Here is a 21,145-nt window from a genome sequence, read left to right as displayed (position 1 = left end):
TCTCCCCGATGTTCCGCCGCCCCCTGTTCCTGTCGCTCGCGCTGGCGCTGACGTCCAGCCCGCTGCTGGCCGCCGATCTCGTCCAGACCTACGAACTGGCCCGCACCAATGATCCGACGCTGTCGATCGCCGAATCGCAGCGGCTGTCGACCCGGGAAGGCGCGGTGCAGGCGCGTGGCGCCCTGCTGCCGCAGATCGGGGGCAGCGCGTCGCTGACCGACAATCGGGTCGAGGGCCTCTCCGGCCGCGCACGCACGCGCAGTTACGGCGTGAGTGCCAACCAGGCCCTGTTCGACTGGACCCGGGTATCCAACCTGCGTTCGCAGCGCGCATTGAGCACCGCGGCCGATTTCCAGCTCGACGCGGACAACGATGCGCTGATCACGCGCACCGCGGCGGCCTATTTCGACGTGCTGATCGCCACCGAAACCCTGGCCGCGGCCGAGGCGGCGGAGGCGGCGTTCCAGCGCCAGTTCGATTTCGCCGACAAGCGTCTTGAAGTCGGTCTCGCGCCGATCACCGACGTGCACGAGGCCCGCGCGCAGTACGACAGCGCGCGCGCCAACACCATCGTCCAGCGCAATGCGCTGCAGGACGCCTACCAGGCCCTGGCCCAGATCACCGGCTCGGAGATCCGCGACCTGCGTGGCCTGCCCGACGATTTCACCCCGCAGCTGCCGGAAGGCCGCGACGCCGAAGCCTGGGTGGCCACCGCACTGGCGCAGAACCCGCAGCTGCAGGCCCTGAGCTACCAGGTCACCGCGTCGGAGTACGGCGTCGACGCCGCGCGCTCGGGCCATCTGCCGACCCTCGACCTCGGCGCGAGCTACGGCAAGAGCGATACCTGGGGCCGCGAGAATGTCGGTTCGCTCGGCCGTGCCAGCGAAACCAACAGCATCGGCCTCACGCTGACCGTGCCGATCTTCAACGGCGGCGTGACCCAGTCGCGCGTCCGCCAGTCGATCGCGCAGCGCGACATCGCCGCCGACCAGTACGAGGCGCAGCGTCGTGCGATCGAGCGCAACACGCGCAATGCCTATCAGGGTCTGGTCGCGGGCATCACCGAGGTCGAGGCGCGTCGCCTGGCCCTGGTGTCGGCCAACAGCGCCTACGAGGCCTCGCAGGTCGGCCTGGAAGTGGGCACGCGCACCGTCATCGACGTGCTGATCAACCAGCAGAACCTGTTCTCGGCGCGCCAGCAGTACGCGTTCGCCAAGTACAACTTCCTGCAGAGCCGGCTGCTGCTCGAGCAGGCGGCGGGCACGCTGGACATCGGCAATCTGCAGGAGATCAACCGGCAGCTGACGGTCGACGTCAACAGCGTGGGCGCATCCACCGGCACCGGCAGCGGCGTCAACCGCTAGGCGTCGCGCCAGGCTCCACCGCTCGACGGCGCGGATCGCATCCGCGCCGTCGTCGTATCCGGCGTCGGCAGATCCGCCTCGATCAGCTCGAGCGTGCGGCGCAGGGTGCCGCGACCGGCCGCGACCAGCGCACGCCCCGATGCCGCCATTTCCGCACGTGCCCCGGCGTCGCCGAGCAGCGCGGCCAGATGCGCGTACACCGCATCCGCATCGGCGCCGATCCTCAGCGCGCCTGCCTTGCCCAGCTGGCGCGCGATGTCGGTGAAGTTCTGCAGGTGCGGCCCGGTGACGACCGGCACCCCCACCGCTGCCGGCTCCAGCAGGTTGTGGCCGCCGATGTCCTGCAGGCTGCCGCCGACGAAGGCGACGTCCGCGCAGCCGAAAAACAGTCCCAGCTCACCGAGTGTGTCGAGCACGAAGACGTCGTCGCCCGCATCCGGCCACGTGGTCAGGGCGCGTGTCGCGACCCGCCAGCCGGCGTCGACCGCCAGCTGGGACGCGCCGCGGAAGCGCTCGGGGTGCCGCGGCGCCCAGACCAGCAGCAGATCGGGCCAGTGCGCGCGCAGGCGGCGGTGCAGGTCGACGACGATGGCTTCCTCGTCGGGATGCGTGCTCGCCGCGATCCATACCGGCCGCGCGCCGGCGCCGGCGGTGAACTCGGCGGCGAGCGCGGCGACGGCGGTCTCGTCGACCGTGATGTCGTATTTGAGGTTGCCGGTGTCGAACACCTGGTCGCGCAGCGCCCCGAGCTTGACGAAGCGGCGTCCGTCGTCCGCCGACTGCGTGGCGACCTTGTCGACCGTACGCAGCGCGCGCCCCACCAGCGGGCGCAGCACACGATAGCCGCGCAGCGAGCGTGCCGAGAGACGCGCGTTGACGATGACCGTCGGCACGCCGGCATCTCGGCAGCAGAACAGCAGGTTCGGCCAGAGCTCGGTCTCCACGATCAGGCCGATGCGCGGCCGGAACCGCGCGAGGAACCGGCGCACTGCGCCCGACAGGTCGTAGGGCAGATAGACGTGTTCGACCCGCGGACCCCACAGCGCGCGCACGCGCTCCGATCCCGTCGGCGTGATCGTGGTCACCAGGAGCCGGCGCGCGGGGTCGCGCGCGAGCAGAGCATTGATCAGCGGCGCCGCAGCGTTGACCTCGCCCACCGACACCGCATGCACCCACACCGGCGCCTCCACCGGCGCGCCGGAATAGACGCCGTAACGCTCGTTCCAGCGCTGCAGGTAGGCGGGCTGGCGGAAGCCGCGCCAGATCAGGTGATACACCGTCACCGGCACCAGTACGTACAGCAGGGCCGAGTACAGGCCGCGCAACAGGCGTTCGGTGAGGTCGGACGGCATCGCGACAGGATAGCGGATGGCCCACCGCACCGATGCCGCGCGGTCGGCTGCGATGCACGTCCTACAATGCTGCGATGGCACCATCCGCGCCCCGGCCCCGTCCTCCGCTCTCGCCCCGGCATTGGCCCGTCTGGCTCGGTATCGGACTGATGGCGCTGGCCGCGCGCTTGCCGTGGCCCGTGCAGCGTGCGCTCGGGCGCGGGCTGGGGGATGGGCTGCGGCGCGTGCTGGGCCGTCGCCGCGAGGTCGCCGTGCGCAATCTCGCCCTGTGTTTCCCGGACCTCGACGACGCGGCGCGCGACGCCCTGCTGCGCCGCCATTTCCATGCACTGGGCATCGGCCTGTTCGAATTCGCACGCGCCTGGTGGGGTTCGGTCGATGCTCTGCGGCGCGGGCTCGTGATCGAAGGCCTCGAACACATCGAGGCCGCGCGTGCGGGCGGGCGCGGCGTCATCGTGGTCTCCGGGCACTTCACCACCCTGGAAATCTGCGGTCGCCTGATGTGCGACCGCGTGCCCTTGGCCGGCATGTACCGCCCGCACACCGAGGCGGCCATGGAATGGGCGGTCCGTCGTGGCCGCGAGCGGTATGCCGCGGCGATGTTCCCCAAGCGGGACGTGCGCGGCACGGTGCGTCATCTCAAGCGCGGCGGCCTGCTCTGGTACGCGCCCGACCAGGACCCGAGCGGTGGCGACGCCGTCTACGTGCCGTTCTTCGGGCGACCGGCCCACAGCCTGACCTCGACCCACCAGCTGGCGCGCATGTCCGGTGCGGCGGTGGTGCTGTTCGGCCACCGGCGGCGCGAGGATGGCGGCTATACGCTCACCCTCTACCCCGCGCTCGCCGACTATCCCGGCGACGATGCCACCGCCGATACCGCGGTGGTGATGTCGGGCATCGAGGCGATGGCCCGTCTCGCGCCGGATCAGTACCTGTGGATCCACCGCCGCTTCAAACGCCAGCCCGACGGCGCTGCCGTCTACGACTGAGTCGGCGCCGGAGTCCGATCCGCCTCGCGCTGCCGGCCTGGTCGTGCGCGGCGCGCGGCAGACCGCATGCGCACCTGCGGTCGGCCGGTATGCGGGCCGTCGGACGGGCCTAGTGGATGGCTGCGCGCGGGGCCGGCGGAGGTTCGTCGCGGGCCAGCAGACTCCCGGCGTACAGCGCACACAGCAACAGCGTGAAGCCACCCCAGAACGTGGAATAGAACGCGAGATGGGTATTGAGCGGGAACACCGTCACCGCGAGCGCCAGCATCGCCGGCCGCGCGCGATCCCGGGCCTCGGCGGCTGCGAAGCGCCAGGCCCGCCATGCCAGGGCGACGCCGGCGAGCCACAGCAGCAGCCCGATCAACCCGGTCTCGCTGGCCACTTCCAGCACGATCTGGTGGGCGTGGAACGCGGGGCCCTCACCCCAGGCGGCGAGCTCCCCCGGCTGCGGGTCGCAGGCCGGAAACGCCTCACGGAATCCACGGGCGCCGACCCCGTTCACCGGATGGGAACGCACCATGCACACCGCGGCATCCCAGATGCGCGCGCGACCGGACAGCGCGGTGTCCACGCGGGCCTCGTCCGTGCTCAGTCCCATCACCGTGCGTTCCACACGCTCGCGCACCTGCGGCGACAGCAGGCTCACCGCCGTGGCGATCAACGCTGCGCCCGCGAACACACCGAGCAACCCCTTCCAGCCCAGCAGGCGCCAGCCGGAGAACACCAAGACCAGTGCATAGGTAAGCCACGACGCGCGCGAGCCGGCGAACAGCAGCACCACGCCGATCGCCGCGGCGGCGAACACCCAGCCGCCTGCGCCGAACCGCCGCCCGGCCGCATACAGGGCGAACGGTGACAGGCTGGCCAGCACGATGCCGAGCTTGAGGTTGCAGGGGCCGAGCACGCCGCCGATGCGGTCGGCAAGTGCGATCTGGTCGGGCGAGCACATCGGCCGGTTGCTGATGAGCAGTTTGAGCTGGTCGATACCGAAGAACAGCGGGCTCGTGCCGAGCACGACTTCGGCCAGCGCATCGAGCGTCCACACCATGACGATGATCGCGAGCCCGCCGAGCGTGATCCGCCGCGCGCGGCGATGCGCCACCGCCGACGCCACCAGCCACAGGAACGGCAGGTAGCGCAGGTCGACGAGCGCCTCGCGCAGCGCACGGCCCGGGTCCACCGAGTCCACGGTCGAGATCAGTTGCGGCAGCCAGTAGGCGAAGAACAGCGCACTGGTCAGCGCCCATGCGCCCGGACTCAGCAGGGCGGCGCCGCCGCGGAAGCGGGCGCGAAGCAGCAGCACGATGGCCGCCAGCGCACCCAGCACCATCACGCCCTCCGCGTAGCCGGGCGCCGGCCACAGGATCACGAAGGCCAGTACCCAGTGCGGAGCCCAGCGCCAGCCGACCGTGCGCGGCGCGCGTATCCCGTGTGCGGGCTCAGTTGTCGTCGTCGAGTTCGTCATAGACCGCCAGCGTCGCGTCCTGCATGGCACGCAAGGTGTAGGGCATCGTAGCGGCTCGCGGCGGTGGCCGCGCGAGCAGCTCCCTCGCGGCACGCGCCAGCGCGACCGCATCGAAGGGCGGCACTGCGCCTGCAGGCTGCAGCTCCGCGAGCAGTTCGCCGACGCCGCCATGCGCCCAGCCGAGCACGGGCCGGACGCAGGCCAGCGCCTCGACCACCGTTCGTCCGAAGGCCTCGGGCTTGCGCGAGAGCTGCAGCACCAGATCACTCGCGGCATAGGCCTGCGCGATGTGCGACGTGGGCGCGGTGATGGCCATCGCGTCACCGCAACCGAGCGCATCGGCCTCGCGCTCGAGGCCGTCGATGTAGGCAGCGCGCCCGGCCTCGCGCGCACCGGGCATCCACAGCCGCGCATCGATGCCGTCGCCGCGCAGCACGGCCAGCAGACCCAGGGCGTCGCCATGCCCTTTCAGGCGCGTGCCGCGGCCCGGCAACAGCAACAGCGGGCCGCTGCCGCCCAGCGTCGGATGCAGCGCCGCCACCGCCGCCCGCGCCGCGCGGTCGGGCAGGGGCGCGGCCGGAAACTGCGCGATGTCGACGCCGCGCGGAATCACCCGCAGGCGCGCGCCATCGGTGCGCGGGTAGTGGCGCAGCAGGTAGTCGCGCACCGTGTTCGACACGCAGATCACCCGCTCGCCGCGCGCCATGATCGCGCTGTAACGCGATGGCGAATTGAGCCCGTGCATCGTGGTGACGAACCGGGGCCGTCGCGCCCGGGGGAGCCCGCGCAACGCAAGCCAGCCGAGCCAGGCCGGAAGGCGCGAGCGCGCATGGACGATGTCCGCGCCGGTGTCCGCGAACAGACGCCGCAACGCGCGCACGTGCACCAGCACGCCGGGGCGCTTGGCGCCGATGTCGAGAGTGACGTGAGCCGCGCCGGTCGCGCGCAGCGCCGGCTCGAGGCGGCCGCCGGCCGAGACCACGATGGCGCGGTGGCCCGCGGCGACCAGCGCCGCGGCGATCTCGATCGTGGAGCGTTCGACGCCGCCGGACGACAGCGCCGGCAGCAGCTGGACGACGGTCAGCGGGCGGCGCATGTGGCCGCGGCGCGCGCGGCCGGCCTCAGCCGACGAGGACGAAATGGGCGCCGCAGTACGGGCAGTCGGACTGCCCGCCCTCGGCCTCGATCGGCATGTACACCCGGGGGTGCGAGTTCCACAGGGCCATCGACGGCAGCGGGCAGCTCAACGGCAGGTCGGCGCGGCGCACCTCGTACTGCTTGGCGGCGTTGGCTTGCGTCGGCTGGACGTGGGCTGCGGTCATGACGGCATCGATCGGGCGTGGAAGGCGGACATTCTAGCGCGCCCCCGTGCACGGGCCGGCAGCGCGGATGCTCAGCGCGGCAATGTGAACAACAGAATGTCGGCGATGTCGGCTCCGGCCCCCTCCAGCGACAGCGTCGATGCCTCGTCCACCCAGCCCAGCGCATCACCGGCCGAGAGGATCTCGCCGTCCACCCGCACGTCGCCGCGCGCCACCTGCAGCCAGTAGCGTCGGTCGGGCGCCAGGGCGACGTCGACGCGTTCGGCTGCGCCGAGCCATGCGCCGTGCAATGTGGCCTGCTGGCGGATCGCGAGACTGCCGTCGGCGCCGTCCGGTGACGCGAGCAGGGCCCAGCGCCCACGCCGGTCGCCGCCGTCGAAGCTGCGCTGCGCATGGCCCGGCGGCAGGTTCACGCGATCGGGCTGGATCCAGATCTGCAGGAAGTGCACAGGCGCGTCGGGCGACGCGTTGAACTCGCTGTGCTCGATGCCGTGCCCGGCGCCCATCCACTGCAGCTCGCCGGGACGCAGGGTCCCTTCGCCGCCGTGACTGTCCTTGTGCGCCAGCGCGCCTTCGAGCACGTAGCTGAGGATCTCCATGTTGGCGTGGCCGTGCGACGGGAACCCCGCGCCGGGGGCGACCCGATCCTCGTTGATGACCCGCAGCGGACCGAAGCCCATCCAATCCGGATCGTGGAAATGGCCGAACGAAAAGGTGTGGCGGCTGTCGAGCCAGCCGGTGCGGACGTGGCCCCGGCTATCGGCCGGGCGATGGAGCTTCATGAGGGACCTCCTCGTGTGGGGCCGCGCGGCCTCTCGCCGGGCGAGTGCCAGGCGGCCGCACCTTTGCGGTTGCGCTGCCGGTTCGCGGGCCGCAGGCGCCCGGCACGGGCGCCCACGACGCGCGACGGCGGCAGCGCGGGCGACCGGCACGTCCGGTCGTCGCGACGTCAGCCGGCCGGCGTGGCCGCCGGCGCACCTTCTGCGACGACCGCCTCGGTCGTGATGCGCAGCTGCACCTCGTCGCTGACGTTCGGCGCGTACGCGCCCACACCGAAGTCGCTGCGCTTGATGGTCGCCACCGCATCGAAGCCGGCCGCCGGCCGCTTCGCCATCGGCTGCTCGCCGAACTTGTTGATGGTCACATCGAGCACCACCGGACGCGTGATGTCCTTGATGGTCAGATCGCCGGTGACCCTGAGCGCATTCGCGCCCGCGCGCTCGACCGCGGTGCTGCGGAAGGTCGCGGTAGGGTAGTTGGCGGCGTCGAAGAAGTCGGCGCTGCGCAGGTGCTCGTCGAAATCGCCCACGTGCGAGTTGAGCCCCGACAGCGGCAGCGTCACCTCGACGGACGAATTGGCCACGTTGTCGGCGTCGTAGACGATGCGACCATCGACTTCACCGAAATGGGCAATCGGATTGGAGAAGCCGAAATGGCTCCACTGCGCGATCACGTCGGTGTGCTTGGGGTCGAGGATGTAGGTCCCCGATACGCCGGTGATGGTCTCGGCGGTCGTGCCCGCCGGATCGGCCGGCGCGGTCGCCGCGGGCGGGGCGGCGTCTCCGGCAGTGCCGGGGGCGGGGGCATCCTGGTTGGCGCAGGCGGCCAGCACCAGCGCGGCGGACAGGGGGAGCAACAGGAGTCGGGGGCTACGCATGGTCAGTCCTCAGATGGGGTGGGGCGGCGGGCAGCGGTACGACGTGGGCGGGTGACGACGGCTCAGACGATGCGCGCGGCCTCGTCGAACGGCAGGCGCGGCGAGCGCGGATACAGGCTGGCCGGATCGCCGATGCCGAGGTTGATCAGAAAATTCGACTTGGTGGTGGTGCCGGCGAAGAATTCGGCGTCCACCTTGGCGCTGTCGAAGCCCGACATCGCGCCGGTATCGAGGCCCAGGGCGCGGGCGGCCAGGATGAGATAGGCGCCCTGCAGGCTTCCGTTGCGGAACGCGGTGTCGCGGCGGTTCTCGCGTGGGCCGTCGAACCAGCTCTTGGCGTCCGCATGCGGGAAGAGGAACGGCAGCTTCTCGTGAAAGTCCTCGTCGTGGCCCACGATCACCGTCACCGGGGCCGACATGGTCTTTTCGTAATTGCCCTCGCTGAGCGCGGGCGCGAGCCGGGCCTTGCCCTCGGGCGACTTCACGAAGACGAAGCGGGCAGGCGACGAATTGGCCGAGGTCGGTGCGAACTTGAGCAGGTCGTAAAGCCGCCGCAGGGTCGCCTCGTCGATCTCGCCGCTGAAGCCGTTGTAGGTACGGGCGGTGCGGAACAACTGGTCGAGCGCGGCATCGGACAGGACGTCGGTCATGGAAGTCTCGGATCGTCGGAACTGGCCCGCAGTGTAGAGTCCTGCGGCGCGCGCACACGGCCGGCGACCGGAACGGATGGTCACATTGATGGAACGAATCGCGACCGGAGGACCCGATTACGCGCAGACGTGCGCAATCAGCGACGCGCGGGCCGGGAACATGCGCCAGGCCGACGCGCTTGCGCGCGCCCTGGACCCAACCGCGCGCACGACCCTGCTGACGCCCCGGGCGCCCTGGCGCTGGCTCGCGCCGCGGCAGCTGCCGTTCGCAGGTGCCGCCTACGGTCCGGACTTCGATGCGCTGTTGCGTGCACCGCCACGCCTCGCGATCGGATGCGGCCGGCAGGCGGCACTGGCGACGCGCCTGCTCGGCGCCCACGGTGCGCGGACGGTGCAGATCCTGGATCCGCGCCTCGCGCCCCGTCACTGGGACCTCGTCGTGGTCCCTGAGCACGACGCGCTTCGTGGTGAGAACGTGGTGGTGATGCGCGGAAGCCTGCATCCGGTGGACGACGTCTGGCTCGAAGCGGCGCGGGCCGCGCATCCCGGCTTCACCCGCCTGCCCGGACCACGCACCGGCGTCCTGCTGGGTGGTGATTCGCGCCATGGGCGCTTCGACGTCGACGCGTTCACCGCCCTCGCCGACCGGCTGGACGCGCTGTCCGCAGCCGACGGCGGCAGCCTGATGCTGGTGGGTTCGCGGCGCACCCCGCCGCCGGTGCGCGAGGCGTTGCGGGCCCGGTACGGCGGGCAGGCGGCGCTGGTCTGGGCCGACGAGCGTGACGGTCCGAATCCCTACCCCGGCGTGCTGGCCTGGGCCGACCGCCTGGTGTGCTCGGCCGATTCTGTGAACATGCTGTCGGAGGCCTGCGCCACGCGGGTGCCGGTGGCGGTGTTCGAGCCCGGGCGCGTCGGCGGGCGCCCGCGCCGCTTCGTCGACGGCCTGCTCGCAGGGGGGCGCGTGCACCTGCTCGGCGCTGAGGTCATGCCGCACGGCGCGGTGACGCCGTTGCGCGAGACGGCGCGGGTCGCCGCCGTGATCCGAACGCGCCTGGCCCTGGAGTCCCGAGGTCGGGCGTAGTCACCGGGCCGCGCGCGCGTCAGCGCAGCTCGAGCAGCTGTTCGAATCGGTCGATCACCGCGAGCGCACCGCAGCCGTGCAGATCGAAACTGCGGCGGTAGCCGTAGCCCACCATCACCAGCGGCGCGCCGGCCGCGATCGCGGCCCCGGCATCGGCCGACGAGTCGCCCACCATCAGGCACGACGCGATCGGCACGTCGAACCGGTCGGCCAGATGCAGCAGCGGTGCGGGATCGGGCTTGCGCTCGGGCAGCTCGCCGGCGCCGAGCACGGCCTCGAAGTACGGCGTGATCCCCATCGCGTCCAGCAGCGGCGCCACGAACGGGACCGGCTTGTTGGTGCAGACCGCCATCCGCACGCCGTCGGCCTGCAGCGCCTGCAAGGTGCGCTCGACCCCGGGGTAGAGCGCCGGGTCGAGCAGCAGGCAGTCGCGGTAATGCTCGAGAAAACGCGGCATGACGGTGGCGACATCGCGTCCATCGCCGGCATGGCGCAGCGCCTGGCCGACCAGCTGACCTGCACCGTCGCCGATCCAGCTGCGCACCGTGGCCTCGTCGACCGGCGGGTGTCCCAGTTCGACCAGCAGCCGATTGACCGACGCCGCGATGTCGGAGGCGGTGTCGACCAGGGTGCCGTCGAGGTCGAACAACACGACCGGCCAGGGAAAGCGGCGGGCGGAAGCATCTGCAGTCATCCGGAAGGATCCTTGCGACGGGGCGCGCCAGTGTGCGCGATGCCGCGCTGCGCAGGCGTGTGCAACACACTGTCGGGCCACGCGGACGCGCCCGCGGCAGGCGAGCGCCTATGCTGCCGCCACCCAGCCACGGAGGCTCCGATGCCGAGTACCACCACGACCACCCGCTCCAACGATGCGCCGCGTTTGCTGCGCACGCTGTGCAATCACTGGCGTCACAAGTTCGAGATCCGTCGCGACGACGACACCCACGCGTTCATCCCCTTCGTCGATGCGGGCCAGGGCGCCGACTTCCGCGTGCATGGCGAGACCTTGCGTATCGTGCTGGCACTGGATGACGCCGGGAGCATGACGCGCTACCAGGGCGTCATCGAGAACCACCTGCAGCGCTTCGCGCGTGACGAGACGCTGGCATTCGACTGGCAGACGGCCTGAGCATCCGCCGGGCCGGCCCGGCGCGCGCTGAGGCCAACCCGGTATGGAGTGATCGGGGTCATGTCGCCCGGCCTGTTTCTCACCCGCATGCCGCGTCCCCGCTGCTGACGCGCGGGCATGCCTGGTCGTCGATCGCTGCCGCACGGCGGAGCGCCGGGCATTCCGATCCGGGGCGCGCCCGCAGGGGTGGCGGCGCGCGGGTCGATGTCGAGTCCGGCGGCTTCATGACACAGGCGCGTTGCTGCGTCGAAGACGCCGCCCGTGGTGATGGTGCGATCGCTGCGGGCGGCACCCCGGCCGGACGGCCAGCTCGCTGCGCCGGAACGGCTCCTGCCGTCCTTATGCGCCAAGCGGCCGCCGCCTGCCGACGCCGACGGTCTCCACATGCTCCCGCGCACCGCTGCGGGGCGGTCGCGAGCTAGCTGCACACGCGGGCCGTCACTGCCGGGTGCGGCTAACCCCCGCCGAACAGCCCGGCCTGCATCGGCAGCTCCTCGCGCTCGCGGAACCCGCCGAGGCCGACCCCCACGAGGCGATAGCGCGTCGATGCGGGCAGCTCGACACGTGCACGCAATGCCAGGGCGATGCGGGTGAGTTCCGCCTGCGATGCAGGCGGCGTCTCGGGCGTGAAGCTCCGGGTCAGGATCCGGAACTGGGCGGTCTTGAGTTTCAGCACCACGGTGCGGCCGACGCGTTCGGTCTTGCGGGTGGCCAGCCAGGTCTTTTCCGCCAGGCGTTCGATCATCGGCGCCAGCGCGTCCATCGGCAGATCCGTCTCGAACGTATCCTCCGACGAGATCGACTGCACCGGCTGGTCGGGCTCCACCGGCCGCTCGTCGATGCCGCGTGCGCGCTGGTACAGACGCGCGCCGAAGCTGCCGAAGCGCAGTTCCAGTTCGTCGCGCGCAAGGCCGCGCAGATCGCCGACGGTCGCCACCCCCAGCGCATTGAGTTTCGTCTCCATCACCTTGCCCACCCCGGGAATCAGACCGACCTTCAGCGGCGCGAGAAACGCATCGACCTGGCCCGGCTTGACCACGAACAGCCCGTCGGGCTTGCGCCAGTCCGAGGCGATCTTGGCCAGGAATTTGTTGGGCGCCACGCCGGCCGACGCGGTCAATCCGGTGGTCTGGCGGATCTGCGCGCGGATCGCTTCGGCCGTGGCGGTCGCGCTCGGAGAGGGCCGCTTGGGCGCAGTGACGTCGAGGTAGGCCTCGTCGAGCGACAGGGGCTGCACGAGATCGGTGTGTTCGAGGAAGATCTCGCGCACCTGGCGCGACACCGTCTTGTAGCGTGCGAAGTCCGGCGGCACGAACACCGCGTGCGGACACAGCCGCTCTGCGGTGACCGCCGGCATCGCCGATCGGATGCCGTAGGGCCGTGCCTCGTACGAGGCGGCGCAGACCACCGAACGCGCCCCGCGCCAGGCCACGACCACCGGCCGGCCGCGCAACGCCGGATCGTCACGCTGCTCGACCGAGGCGTAGAACGCGTCCATGTCGATGTGGAGGATCTTGCGCACCTGCACATTATCGGCCTCCGCGTCGCAGGCGCTGCATCACCGCAGGTACTGCGGCACCGGGCCATCGACCCGGCGATCACACCGCGCCGCGCAGCCTGTGCGCGTCCATTCACGGAGCACGACCATGGGCCGCGGCGACAAGTCGTCCTACACCGACAAGCAGAAACGCAAGGCCGAGCACATCGAGGAATCGGAGCGCGACAAGGGCCGCTCGAAGGACGACGCCGAACGGATCGCCTGGGCCACGGTCAACAAGCACGACGGCGGGGGCAATCAGTCGGGGGCGGGGCGCAAGAAGTCCTAATCCCGTCCGGGTGGCCCCCCGGTCACCTGGAGCCGGACGATGGCGACGGTGGCGTCGTCGGGATCGGTGGTCACCGCGAATCCGAGTTCGCGGCACATGGCCAGCATCGTGGTGTTCTCACGCAGGACCTGGCCTTCCACGGTGCGCAGGCCCAGCCAGGCCGCGTACTCGATCATGATCCGCATCAGCCGCCAGCCCAGGCCTGCGCCCTTGAGATCGGAGCGGACCATGATTCCGTACTCACCGGTGTCGTAGTTGGCATCGGCCAGCAGGCGCACCGCGCCGAGCATTTCGCCACTGGCCGGATCGATCGCGGCGAGCGCGATCGATCGTGCGTAATCGAGCTGGGTGAGCCGCGCGATGAACTCGTGGCTGAAGTGCCGGACCGCGCTGAAGAACCGCAACCGCAGGTCTTCGGCACTGACCTTCTCGAAGAACCGGCGGAACATGCCGTCGTCTTCGGGCCGCACCGGCCGCACCAGCGCGGCCGTTCCATTGGCGAGCGTGATGCTGCGTTCCCACTCGCTGGGATACGGGAAGATCGCGAAGCGCGGGTGACCGCGTCCGCGATGCAGTCGGCGCACCGGCGCGATGCCGACACGCGCGTCCAGCGCGATCACGCCGTCGCCATCGGCGAGCAGCGGATTGACGTCGACGCTGCTCAGCTCGGGAATATCGGCAGCCATCTGCGCCAGCTTCACCAGCAGCAGTGCGATCGCACGCTCGTCGGCCGCGGGCACGTCCCGGTAGGCCTTGAGGAGACGCGAGACCCGGGTGCGCCCGATCAGTTCGTGGGCCAGGCGCAGGTCGAGCGGAGGCAGGGCCAAGGCGACGTCGTCGATCAGCTCCACCGCAGTACCGCCACGTCCGAACACCAGCACCGGACCGAAGGTGGGGTCATCGGCGATCCCTGCGATCAGCTCACGGGCCTTGGGCCGCACCACCATCGGATGCACGGTCACGCCGTCGATCCGCGCATCGGGGCGAAGGGCACGGGCACGTGCCAGCACCGTGTGGGCCGCCGCGCGCACCGCCTCCGCGCTGGCGAGGCCGAGACGCACGCCGTCGACCTCCGATTTGTGCGGAATGTCGACCGACCACACCTTGACCGCCACAGCGCCGCCTTCGGCGAGCCACGGCTGCGCTGCCGCGCCGGCTGCCTCGGCATCCGCGCACGGGATGCCGCGCGCGAGCGGGATCGCATAGGCCGCGAACAACTGCTCGACGGCGGCCGGGTCGAGCCAGGCGCGCCCATCCGCCAGTGCCGACTCGACGACGGCCCGCGCCGCGCCGACATCGGCCACGACGTCGTCCGGCAGACTCGGGGGCGTCTCCATCAGGGCGTGCTGGACCTCCCGGTGGCGTACGAGGTACATGAAGCCGCGCACGGCATCGGCTTCGCTCTCGAACACCGGGATGCCCGTCGCCCCGAGTACCCGGCGCGCCGCCGCGTCGTCGCCGACCCATGCGGCCAGCGCAGGCTTCCGGGGTCGATCGTCTCGCCGCTTCGCCAGCACCGAGGCGACCGCAGCCGCCGTGTCCCGGGGTGCGGACAGCACGGTCGGCACATGCATCACCAGCACCGCATCGCTGGCGCTGTCGTCGAGCAGCGCATCCAGTGCCTCCGCGTAGCGGGCCCCGTCCGCATCGCCCAATACGTCGACCGCGTTGCGGCGCGACCAGCCGTTCGGCAACACCCGGTCCAGGCGGTCCATCGTGCTGGCGCCCAGCTCGGCGCGCTCACCACCCATCTCGATGAGCCGGTCGAGCGCGAGCTTGCCGACGCCGACGCCATTGGTCATCACCGCCAGCCGCTTGCCTTGCGGGATGTGCAGGTGCGACAGCGTCTCGGCAGCAGCGAACAGTTCGTCGAGCGCATGGACGCGGAGCAGACCCGCACGCCGGAACGCGGCGTCGTAGACCGCGTCGGGCGTCGCCAGGGCGGCCGCGTGCGTCATCGTGTCCGCGCGTCGTGCGTGCCGCCCCGGCTTGACCACAACGACCGGCTTCGCGCGCGCCGCAGCCCGCGCGGCGCTCAGGAACTTGCGTGCGTCGCGGATGTGTTCGACGTAGAGCAGAATCGCCCGGGTGTGGCGGTCGACGGCGAAGTAGTCCAGCAGGTCTGCAAAATCGACATCGACCGCATCTCCCACCGACACCACCGCCGAGAACCCGATCCCGCGCGGGCGGCTCCACTCCAGCATTCCGGCGGCGACCGCGCCCGACTGCGAAATCAGCGCAAGGTCTCCCTTGGCCGGAGCATGGGCGGCGAAGCTCGCGAACAGCCGGGCATGTGGTGCGATCACACCGAGACAGTTCGGCCCGAGGATGCGCAGTCCCCGCTCGCGCGCCAGGCGTCCCAGCGCCGCGTTGTACGAATCCGACCCCTCGCCCATGTCGCGTGTGAGCACGATCGCCGCCTTTGCGCCGCGGTCAGCGGCGTCACGCGCTGTGGCGACGACGTCGTTCGGCGGTGTGGCGATGATCACCAGCTCGGGCACGAACGGCAGCGCCGCGAGCCGGTCGACGGAAGGCAGATCATCGATGTGCGGATAGCGCGGGTTGACCAGACCGACCGCGCCGGCAAATCCGCCCTCGCGCAACTGCTGCAGCACCAGACGCCCGAGCGAGCGCGGGCGCGGGCTGGCGCCGACCAGGGCAACGGCGCTCGGCCGGAACACGGATTCGAGTGCGTAGACGCTCATCGCTGGAGGCGGATGCCCTGACGGACTGGACCCTGGACGATACATGAGGGCTCGTCGCCAATCCGGCTCCACACTCGGACGCAGCGCGTGGAAGCATGCGTGGCATCTGCGCCGCGCAGCGACCGAACGAACACACTCGGGCAATTCCGGCCGGGCAATATCGACAAAATGTCGGACAAAAAGAAACCCCCGCCTTGTGGGCGGGGGTTTCGGGGTAAAGACCCTGGCGATGACCTACTCTCGCATGCTAGATGCACACTACCATCGGCGCATGTACGTTTCACTTCCGAGTTCGGAATGGGATCGGGTGGTTCCATACAGCTATAGTCACCAGGGAGAGGGTGGAGGGTCGCAGGTCGGCCCGATTCTCGACGCAGGTATGCGATCGACAGTGGGACTGACAGCGCTCACGCTCTCAGAGGTTGGGAAGTAGCGAACATTTGAAACTCGACTCACACGTGTTGCGGAGGCCAAGGATGCTTCGTGTTGAAGCAACTTGAGGTTATATGGTCAAGCCGCACGGATCATTAGTACTGGTTAGCTCAATACATTGCTGTACTTACACACCCAGCCTATCAACCACCTGGTCTTGATGGTTCCTTCAGGGGAGTCAAGCTCCCGGGAGATCTCATCTTGAGGCGCGCTTCCCGCTTAGATGCTTTCAGCGGTTATCGCTTCCGAACATAGCTACCCGGCAGTGCCACTGGCGTGACAACCGGAACACCAGAGGTTCGTCCACTCCGGTCCTCTCGTACTAGGAGCAGCCCCTCTCAAATCTCCAACGCCCATGGCAGATAGGGACCGAACTGTCTCACGACGTTCTGAACCCAGCTCGCGTACCACTTTAAATGGCGAACAGCCATACCCTTGGGACCGACTACAGCCCCAGGATGTGATGAGCCGACATCGAGGTGCCAAACACCGCCGTCGATATGAACTCTTGGGCGGTATCAGCCTGTTATCCCCGGAGTACCTTTTATCCGTTGAGCGATGGCCCTTCCATACAGAACCACCGGATCACTAAGTCCTAGTTTCCTACCTGCTTGATCCGTCGATCTCGCAGTCAAGCACGCTTATGCCTTTGCACACAGTGCGCGATGTCCGACCGCGCTGAGCGTACCTTCGAGCTCCTCCGTTACTCTTTGGGAGGAGACCGCCCCAGTCAAACTACCCACCATACATGGTCCCCGATCCGGATAACGGACCTAGGTTAGAACGTCAAGCACGACAGGGTGGTATTTCAAGGTTGGCTCCACCCCAGCTAGCGCCAGGGTTTCATAGCCTCCCACCTATCCTACACAGACGAACTCAACGTTCAATGTAAAGCTATAGTAAAGGTTCACGGGGTCTTTCCGTCTTGCCACGGGAACGCTGCATCTTCACAGCGATTTCAATTTCACTGAGTCTCGGGTGGAGACAGCGCCGCCATCGTTACGCCATTCGTGCAGGTCGGAACTTACCCGACAAGGAATTTCGCTACCTTAGGACCGTTATAGTTACGGCCGCCGTTTACCGGGGCTTCGATCAAGAGCTTCGCCTTGCGGCTGACCCCATCAATTAACCTTCCGGCACCGGGCAGGCGTCAGACCCTATACGTCCACTTTCGTGTTTGCAGAGTCCTGTGTTTTTGATAAACAGTCGCAGCGGCCTGGTCACTGCGGCCCCCGATCGCTGTAGCCCGCATGGGCCACGATCAAGGGCGCACCTTCTCCCGAAGTTACGGTGCTATGTTGCCTAGTTCCTTCACCCGAGTTCTCTCAAGCGCCTTAGAATTCTCTTCCTACCCACCTGTGTCGGTTTACGGTACGGTCTGCATAAGCTGAAGCTTAGGGGCTTTTCCTGGAAGCGTGGTATCAGTCACTTCGCTCTAATGAGCTCGTCTCGGTGCTCGGAGTTAAAGGGTCCCGGATTTGCCTAAGACCCACTCCTACCGCCTTTCTCCAGGACAACCAACGCCTGGTAGACCTAACCTTCTCCGTCCCCCCATCGCACTTATGCGAGGTGCTGGAATATTAACCAGCTTCCCATCGACTACGCATTTCTGCCTCGCCTTAGGGGCCGACTCACCCTGCGTCGATTAACGTTGCGCAAGGAAACCTTGGGCTTTCGGCGTGGAGGCTTTTCACCCCCATTATCGTTACTCATGTCAGCATTCGCACTTCCGATACCTCCAGCAGACTTCTCAATCCACCTTCAACGGCTTACGGAACGCTCCTCTACCGCGCATAACAAAGTTATGCACCCCAAGCTTCGGTTTATCACTTAGCCCCGTTAAATCTTCCGCGCAGACCGACTCGACCAGTGAGCTATTACGCTTTCTTTAAAGGGTGGCTGCTTCTAAGCCAACCTCCTGGCTGTCTGTGCCTTTCCACATCGTTTCCCACTTAGTGATAATTTGGGACCTTAGCTGTGGGTCTGGGTTGTTTCCCTTTTCACGACGGACGTTAGCACCCGCCGTGTGTCTCCCATGCAGTCTGTCCTGGTATTCGGAGTTTGCAATGGTTTGGTAAGTCGCAATGACCCCCTAGCCATAACAGTGCTCTACCCCCAGGAAGATTCACATGAGGCGCTACCTAAATAGCTTTCGAGGAGAACCAGCTATCTCCGGGTTCGATTAGCTTTTCACTCCTAATCACACCTCATCCCCTACCTTTGCAACGGGAGTGGGTTCGGGCCTCCAGTTGATGTTACTCAACCTTCACCCTGGGCATGACTAGATCACCCGGTTTCGGGTCTATTGCCCGCGACTATGCGCCCTTATCAGACTCGGTTTCCCTTCGCCTCCCCTATACGGTTAAGCTTGCCACGAACAATAAGTCGCTGACCCATTATACAAAAGGTACGCCGTCACCCTTGCGGGCTCCGACTGCTTGTACGCACACGGTTTCAGGGTCTATTTCACTCCCCTCTCCGGGGTTCTTTTCGCCTTTCCCTCACGGTACTGGTTCACTATCGGTCGGTCAGGAGTATTTAGCCTTGGAGGATGGTCCCCCCATGTTCAGACAGGGTTTCTCGTGCCCCGCCCTACTCAATTTCATCGATATGGCCCTTTCGCATACAGGGCTGTCACCTTCTATGGCCGGTCTTTCCAGGACCGTTTTGCTAGAACCAAATCGACTTTTGGGCTGTTCCCCGTTCGCTCGTCACTACTCAGGGAATCTCGGTTGATTTCTTTTCCTACGGTTACTTAGATATTTCAGTTCACCGCGTTCGCCTCGTACAGCTATGTATTCACTGCACGATACCTCCTAGGAGGTGGGTTTCCCCATTCGGACATTACCGGATCAAAGCTTGTTGCCAGCTCCCCGATACTTTTCGCAGGCTACCACGTCCTTCATCGCCTCTGACCGCCAAGGCATCCACCGTGTGCGCTTATTCGCTTGACCATATAACCCCAAGTCGCCTCGGAGCCATACTTCTGTCGATGGGTACAAAGCATCGACACGAACTATAACGACTCAATTTCTTAGGGACTCGAGGTCCCCGCCTTAGCCTCACGACACGTTTGAGTACTTGTCTCAGACGCTCGCTACTTCCCTATTTTTCAAAGAACCGGTGTCGGGCCACAATGCCCGGCACCATTCAAATCTGATGTGTGCGCAGCGATCGGCGAATCAAGAAATGGTGGAGCCTGTCGGGATCGAACCGACGACCCCCTGCTTGCAAAGCAGGTGCTCTCCCAGCTGAGCTAAGGCCCCAAGTGGTGGGTCTGGGAGGACTCGAACCACCGGCCTCACCCTTATCAGGGGTGCGCTCTAACCACCTGAGCTACAGACCCAGTCGTGCTCTTGATTACCAATCGTGCAGGTTACTTATGAGGACGCCTGGACAAGCGATGCAGCCTTGTCTCTAAAGGAGGTGATCCAGCCGCACCTTCCGATACGGCTACCTTGTTACGACTTCACCCCAGTCATCGGCCACACCGTGGCAAGCGCCCCCCTTGCGGTTAGGCTACCTGCTTCTGGTGCAACAAACTCCCATGGTGTGACGGGCGGTGTGTACAAGGCCCGGGAACGTATTCACCGCAGCAATGCTGATCTGCGATTACTAGCGATTCCGACTTCACGGAGTCGAGTTGCAGACTCCGATCCGGACTGAGAGAAGGTTTCTGGGATTGGCTTGCCCTCGCGGGTTTGCAGCCCTCTGTCCTTCCCATTGTAGTACGTGTGTAGCCCTGGCCGTAAGGGCCATGATGACTTGACGTCATCCCCACCTTCCTCCGGTTTGTCACCGGCGGTCTCCTTAGAGTTCCCACCATTACGTGCTGGCAACTAAGGACAAGGGTTGCGCTCGTTGCGGGACTTAACCCAACATCTCACGACACGAGCTGACGACAGCCATGCAGCACCTGTGTCACGGTTCCCGAAGGCACCAATCCATCTCTGGAAAGTTCCGTGCATGTCAAGGCCAGGTAAGGTTCTTCGCGTTGCATCGAATTAAACCACATACTCCACCGCTTGTGCGGGCCCCCGTCAATTCCTTTGAGTTTCAGTCTTGCGACCGTACTCCCCAGGCGGCGAACTTAACGCGTTAGCTTCGATACTGAGTTCCTAATTGAACCCAACATCCAGTTCGCATCGTTTAGGGCGTGGACTACCAGGGTATCTAATCCTGTTTGCTCCCCACGCTTTCGTGCCTCAGTGTCAGTGCTGGTCCAGGTAGTCGCCTTCGCCACGGATGTTCCTCCCGATCTCTACGCATTTCACTGCTACACCGGGAATTCCACTACCCTCTACCGCACTCTAGCCTGCCAGTATCCAATGCAATTCCCAGGTTGAGCCCAGGGCTTTCACATCAGACTTAACAAACCACCTACGCACGCTTTACGCCCAGTAATTCCGAGTAACGCTTGCACCCTTCGTATTACCGCGGCTGCTGGCACGAAGTTAGCCGGTGCTTATTCTTTGGGTACCGTCAGAACAATCGGGTATTAACCGACTGCTTTTCTTTCCCAACAAAAGGGCTTTACAACCCGAAGGCCTTCTTCACCCACGCGGCATGGCTGGATCAGGCTTGCGCCCATTGTCCAATATTCCCCACTGCTGCCTCCCGTAGGAGTCTGGACCGTGTCTCAGTTCCAGTGTGGCTGATCATCCTCTCAGACCAGCTACGGATCGTCGCCTTGGTGGGCCTTTACCCCGCCAACTAGCTAATCCGACATCGGCTCATCTATCTGCGCCAGGCCCGAAGGTCCCCGGCTTTCACCCGTAGGTCGTATGCGGTATTAGCGTAAGTTTCCCTACGTTATCCCCCACAAATAGGCAGATTCCGATGTATTCCTCACCCGTCCGCCACTCGCCACCCAAGGAGCAAGCTCCTCTGTGCTGCCGTTCGACTTGCATGTGTTAGGCCTGCCGCCAGCGTTCACTCTGAGCCAGGATCAAACTCTTCACTTAAAATTTTCGACATCACCGAAGTGACGTCTAATGCTTCGAGTGCAGATGTCCTTCCTGAGCCCGAACTACTCGCCAGCATTTGCATGCTGTTGAATCTTTCTTGCTCTTTCTGGAACGTCTGCTAATGGACTAACACCACCAGCCAGACGTCCGCATAAGTATCCTGCGCACACTGTCAAAGATCTGCGGAAGCGGCCTCAGCGCCTGCT

The 21,145-nt window shown here is 66.8% G+C and carries 14 protein-coding genes, 2 tRNA genes, 3 rRNA genes and 1 pseudogene; 5 read left to right on the top strand and 15 right to left on the bottom strand.

Annotation, left to right across the window (positions count from 1 at the left end; all coding sequences use genetic code 11):
* Nucleotides 1-8: 8 nt before the first annotated feature.
* Nucleotides 9-1,364 (top strand): TolC family outer membrane protein, encoded by a 1,356-nt coding sequence (locus H0E82_RS11660; RefSeq protein ID WP_180545636.1) that lies wholly within the window; start codon nt 9-11, stop codon nt 1,362-1,364.
* Here the strand turns inward: H0E82_RS11660 and waaA are convergent.
* Nucleotides 1,361-2,716 carry a lipid IV(A) 3-deoxy-D-manno-octulosonic acid transferase gene (gene waaA / locus H0E82_RS11655; protein ID WP_180545635.1) on the bottom strand — a complete coding sequence of 452 codons (1,356 nt, stop codon included), beginning with the start codon at nt 2,714-2,716 and terminating at the stop codon, nt 1,361-1,363. The genes H0E82_RS11660 and waaA overlap by 4 nt on opposite strands.
* Nucleotides 2,717-2,790: 74 nt before the next feature.
* On the opposite strand from waaA, the gene lpxL reads away from it, so the two are divergent.
* The gene (lpxL, locus tag H0E82_RS11650) at nt 2,791-3,705 is read left to right on the top strand and encodes an LpxL/LpxP family Kdo(2)-lipid IV(A) lauroyl/palmitoleoyl acyltransferase (protein WP_180545634.1); all 915 of its coding nucleotides are present in this window, start codon (nt 2,791-2,793) and stop codon (nt 3,703-3,705) included.
* A 109-nt stretch (nt 3,706-3,814) separates the two neighbouring features.
* On the opposite strand, the gene H0E82_RS11645 is transcribed toward lpxL, so the two are convergent.
* The 6 genes from H0E82_RS11645 to H0E82_RS11620 all read right to left on the bottom strand — a co-directional run bounded on the left by H0E82_RS11645 (nt 3,815) and on the right by H0E82_RS11620 (nt 8,799).
* A complete protein-coding gene (locus tag H0E82_RS11645; protein WP_180545633.1) occupies nt 3,815-5,170 on the bottom strand; it encodes an O-antigen ligase family protein in 1,356 nt (451 codons plus the stop codon).
* Complete coding sequence (locus H0E82_RS11640) at nt 5,145-6,266, bottom strand: glycosyltransferase (protein WP_180545632.1); 1,122 nt, start codon at nt 6,264-6,266, stop codon at nt 5,145-5,147. The genes H0E82_RS11645 and H0E82_RS11640 overlap by 26 nt, the downstream gene beginning before the upstream one ends.
* 25 nt (nt 6,267-6,291) lie before the next feature.
* On the bottom strand, nt 6,292-6,492 hold the full coding sequence (locus H0E82_RS11635; RefSeq protein ID WP_180545631.1) for a zinc-finger domain-containing protein: 201 nt from the start codon (nt 6,490-6,492) through the stop codon (nt 6,292-6,294).
* Between the two features lie 71 nt (nt 6,493-6,563).
* Nucleotides 6,564-7,274: a pirin family protein gene (locus tag H0E82_RS11630; protein ID WP_180545630.1), complete on the bottom strand. Its 711-nt coding sequence runs from the start codon at nt 7,272-7,274 to the stop codon at nt 6,564-6,566.
* Between the two features lie 167 nt (nt 7,275-7,441).
* On the bottom strand, nt 7,442-8,149 hold the full coding sequence (locus tag H0E82_RS11625; RefSeq protein ID WP_180545629.1) for a YceI family protein: 708 nt from the start codon (nt 8,147-8,149) through the stop codon (nt 7,442-7,444).
* Nucleotides 8,150-8,211: 62 nt separating this feature from the next.
* Nucleotides 8,212-8,799 (bottom strand): malonic semialdehyde reductase, encoded by a 588-nt coding sequence (locus tag H0E82_RS11620; protein ID WP_180545628.1) that lies wholly within the window; start codon nt 8,797-8,799, stop codon nt 8,212-8,214.
* Between the two features lie 76 nt (nt 8,800-8,875).
* Between H0E82_RS11620 and H0E82_RS11615 the strand changes: the two genes are divergently transcribed.
* On the top strand, nt 8,876-9,880 hold the full coding sequence (locus H0E82_RS11615) for a mitochondrial fission ELM1 family protein (RefSeq protein WP_180545627.1): 1,005 nt from the start codon (nt 8,876-8,878) through the stop codon (nt 9,878-9,880).
* Nucleotides 9,881-9,899: 19 nt separating this feature from the next.
* Here the strand turns inward: H0E82_RS11615 and gph are convergent, their stop codons facing one another.
* Complete coding sequence (gph, locus tag H0E82_RS11610; RefSeq protein WP_180545626.1) at nt 9,900-10,574, bottom strand: phosphoglycolate phosphatase; 675 nt, start codon at nt 10,572-10,574, stop codon at nt 9,900-9,902.
* Nucleotides 10,575-10,715: 141 nt separating this feature from the next.
* Between gph and H0E82_RS11605 the strand changes: the two genes are divergently transcribed.
* Complete coding sequence (locus tag H0E82_RS11605; protein ID WP_180545625.1) at nt 10,716-11,009, top strand: DUF2218 domain-containing protein; 294 nt, start codon at nt 10,716-10,718, stop codon at nt 11,007-11,009.
* 454 nt (nt 11,010-11,463) lie between these two features.
* Here the strand turns inward: H0E82_RS11605 and dinB are convergent, their stop codons facing one another.
* Nucleotides 11,464-12,531 carry a DNA polymerase IV gene (gene dinB / locus H0E82_RS11600; protein ID WP_180545624.1) on the bottom strand — a complete coding sequence of 356 codons (1,068 nt, stop codon included), beginning with the start codon at nt 12,529-12,531 and terminating at the stop codon, nt 11,464-11,466.
* A 124-nt stretch (nt 12,532-12,655) separates the two neighbouring features.
* Here dinB and H0E82_RS11595 point away from each other — a divergent pair.
* A pseudogene (locus H0E82_RS11595) lies at nt 12,656-12,826 on the top strand (HupB); the annotation flags it as partial.
* A 5-nt stretch (nt 12,827-12,831) separates the two neighbouring features.
* Here the strand turns inward: H0E82_RS11595 and H0E82_RS11590 are convergent.
* The 6 genes from H0E82_RS11590 to H0E82_RS11565 form a co-directional block, all read right to left on the bottom strand.
* Nucleotides 12,832-15,540, bottom strand: a complete 2,709-nt coding sequence (locus tag H0E82_RS11590) for a bifunctional acetate--CoA ligase family protein/GNAT family N-acetyltransferase (protein ID WP_180545623.1) — start codon at nt 15,538-15,540, stop codon at nt 12,832-12,834.
* 221 nt (nt 15,541-15,761) lie between these two features.
* Nucleotides 15,762-15,875 (bottom strand): 5S ribosomal RNA (gene rrf, locus H0E82_RS11585).
* 171 nt (nt 15,876-16,046) lie between these two features.
* Nucleotides 16,047-18,926: ribosomal RNA gene (locus H0E82_RS11580) — 23S ribosomal RNA — on the bottom strand.
* A 236-nt stretch (nt 18,927-19,162) separates the two neighbouring features.
* Nucleotides 19,163-19,238 (bottom strand) — tRNA-Ala (locus H0E82_RS11575).
* 3 nt (nt 19,239-19,241) lie between these two features.
* Nucleotides 19,242-19,318 (bottom strand) — tRNA-Ile (locus tag H0E82_RS11570).
* Nucleotides 19,319-19,391: 73 nt separating this feature from the next.
* A 16S ribosomal RNA gene (locus H0E82_RS11565) occupies nt 19,392-20,936 on the bottom strand.
* Together the 16S, 23S and 5S rRNA genes with 2 tRNA genes alongside form the textbook arrangement of a ribosomal RNA operon.
* Nucleotides 20,937-21,145 lie beyond the last annotated feature (209 nt).

It is taken from the genome of Luteimonas deserti (genome assembly GCF_013425765.1).
GTDB lineage: Bacteria > Pseudomonadota > Gammaproteobacteria > Xanthomonadales > Xanthomonadaceae > Luteimonas > Luteimonas deserti.
The sequence above is the reverse complement of the archived record's forward strand: the minus strand, read 5'-3'. Positions and strand labels throughout refer to the sequence as shown.

Coding starts and splice junctions, on each gene's coding strand:
- H0E82_RS11640 (WP_180545632.1), bottom strand. CDS start 6,266: ATGCGCCGCCCGCTGACCGTCGTCCAGCTGCTGCCGGCGCTGTCGTCC.
- H0E82_RS11660 (WP_180545636.1), top strand. CDS start 9: ATGTTCCGCCGCCCCCTGTTCCTGTCGCTCGCGCTGGCGCTGACGTCC.
- lpxL (WP_180545634.1), top strand. CDS start 2,791: ATGGCACCATCCGCGCCCCGGCCCCGTCCTCCGCTCTCGCCCCGGCAT.
- H0E82_RS11625 (WP_180545629.1), bottom strand. CDS start 8,149: ATGCGTAGCCCCCGACTCCTGTTGCTCCCCCTGTCCGCCGCGCTGGTG.
- H0E82_RS11635 (WP_180545631.1), bottom strand. CDS start 6,492: ATGACCGCAGCCCACGTCCAGCCGACGCAAGCCAACGCCGCCAAGCAG.
- H0E82_RS11645 (WP_180545633.1), bottom strand. CDS start 5,170: ATGACGAACTCGACGACGACAACTGAGCCCGCACACGGGATACGCGCG.
- H0E82_RS11630 (WP_180545630.1), bottom strand. CDS start 7,274: ATGAAGCTCCATCGCCCGGCCGATAGCCGGGGCCACGTCCGCACCGGC.
- waaA (WP_180545635.1), bottom strand. CDS start 2,716: ATGCCGTCCGACCTCACCGAACGCCTGTTGCGCGGCCTGTACTCGGCC.
- gph (WP_180545626.1), bottom strand. CDS start 10,574: ATGACTGCAGATGCTTCCGCCCGCCGCTTTCCCTGGCCGGTCGTGTTG.
- H0E82_RS11615 (WP_180545627.1), top strand. CDS start 8,876: ATGGTCACATTGATGGAACGAATCGCGACCGGAGGACCCGATTACGCG.
- H0E82_RS11590 (WP_180545623.1), bottom strand. CDS start 15,540: ATGAGCGTCTACGCACTCGAATCCGTGTTCCGGCCGAGCGCCGTTGCC.
- H0E82_RS11605 (WP_180545625.1), top strand. CDS start 10,716: ATGCCGAGTACCACCACGACCACCCGCTCCAACGATGCGCCGCGTTTG.
- H0E82_RS11620 (WP_180545628.1), bottom strand. CDS start 8,799: ATGACCGACGTCCTGTCCGATGCCGCGCTCGACCAGTTGTTCCGCACC.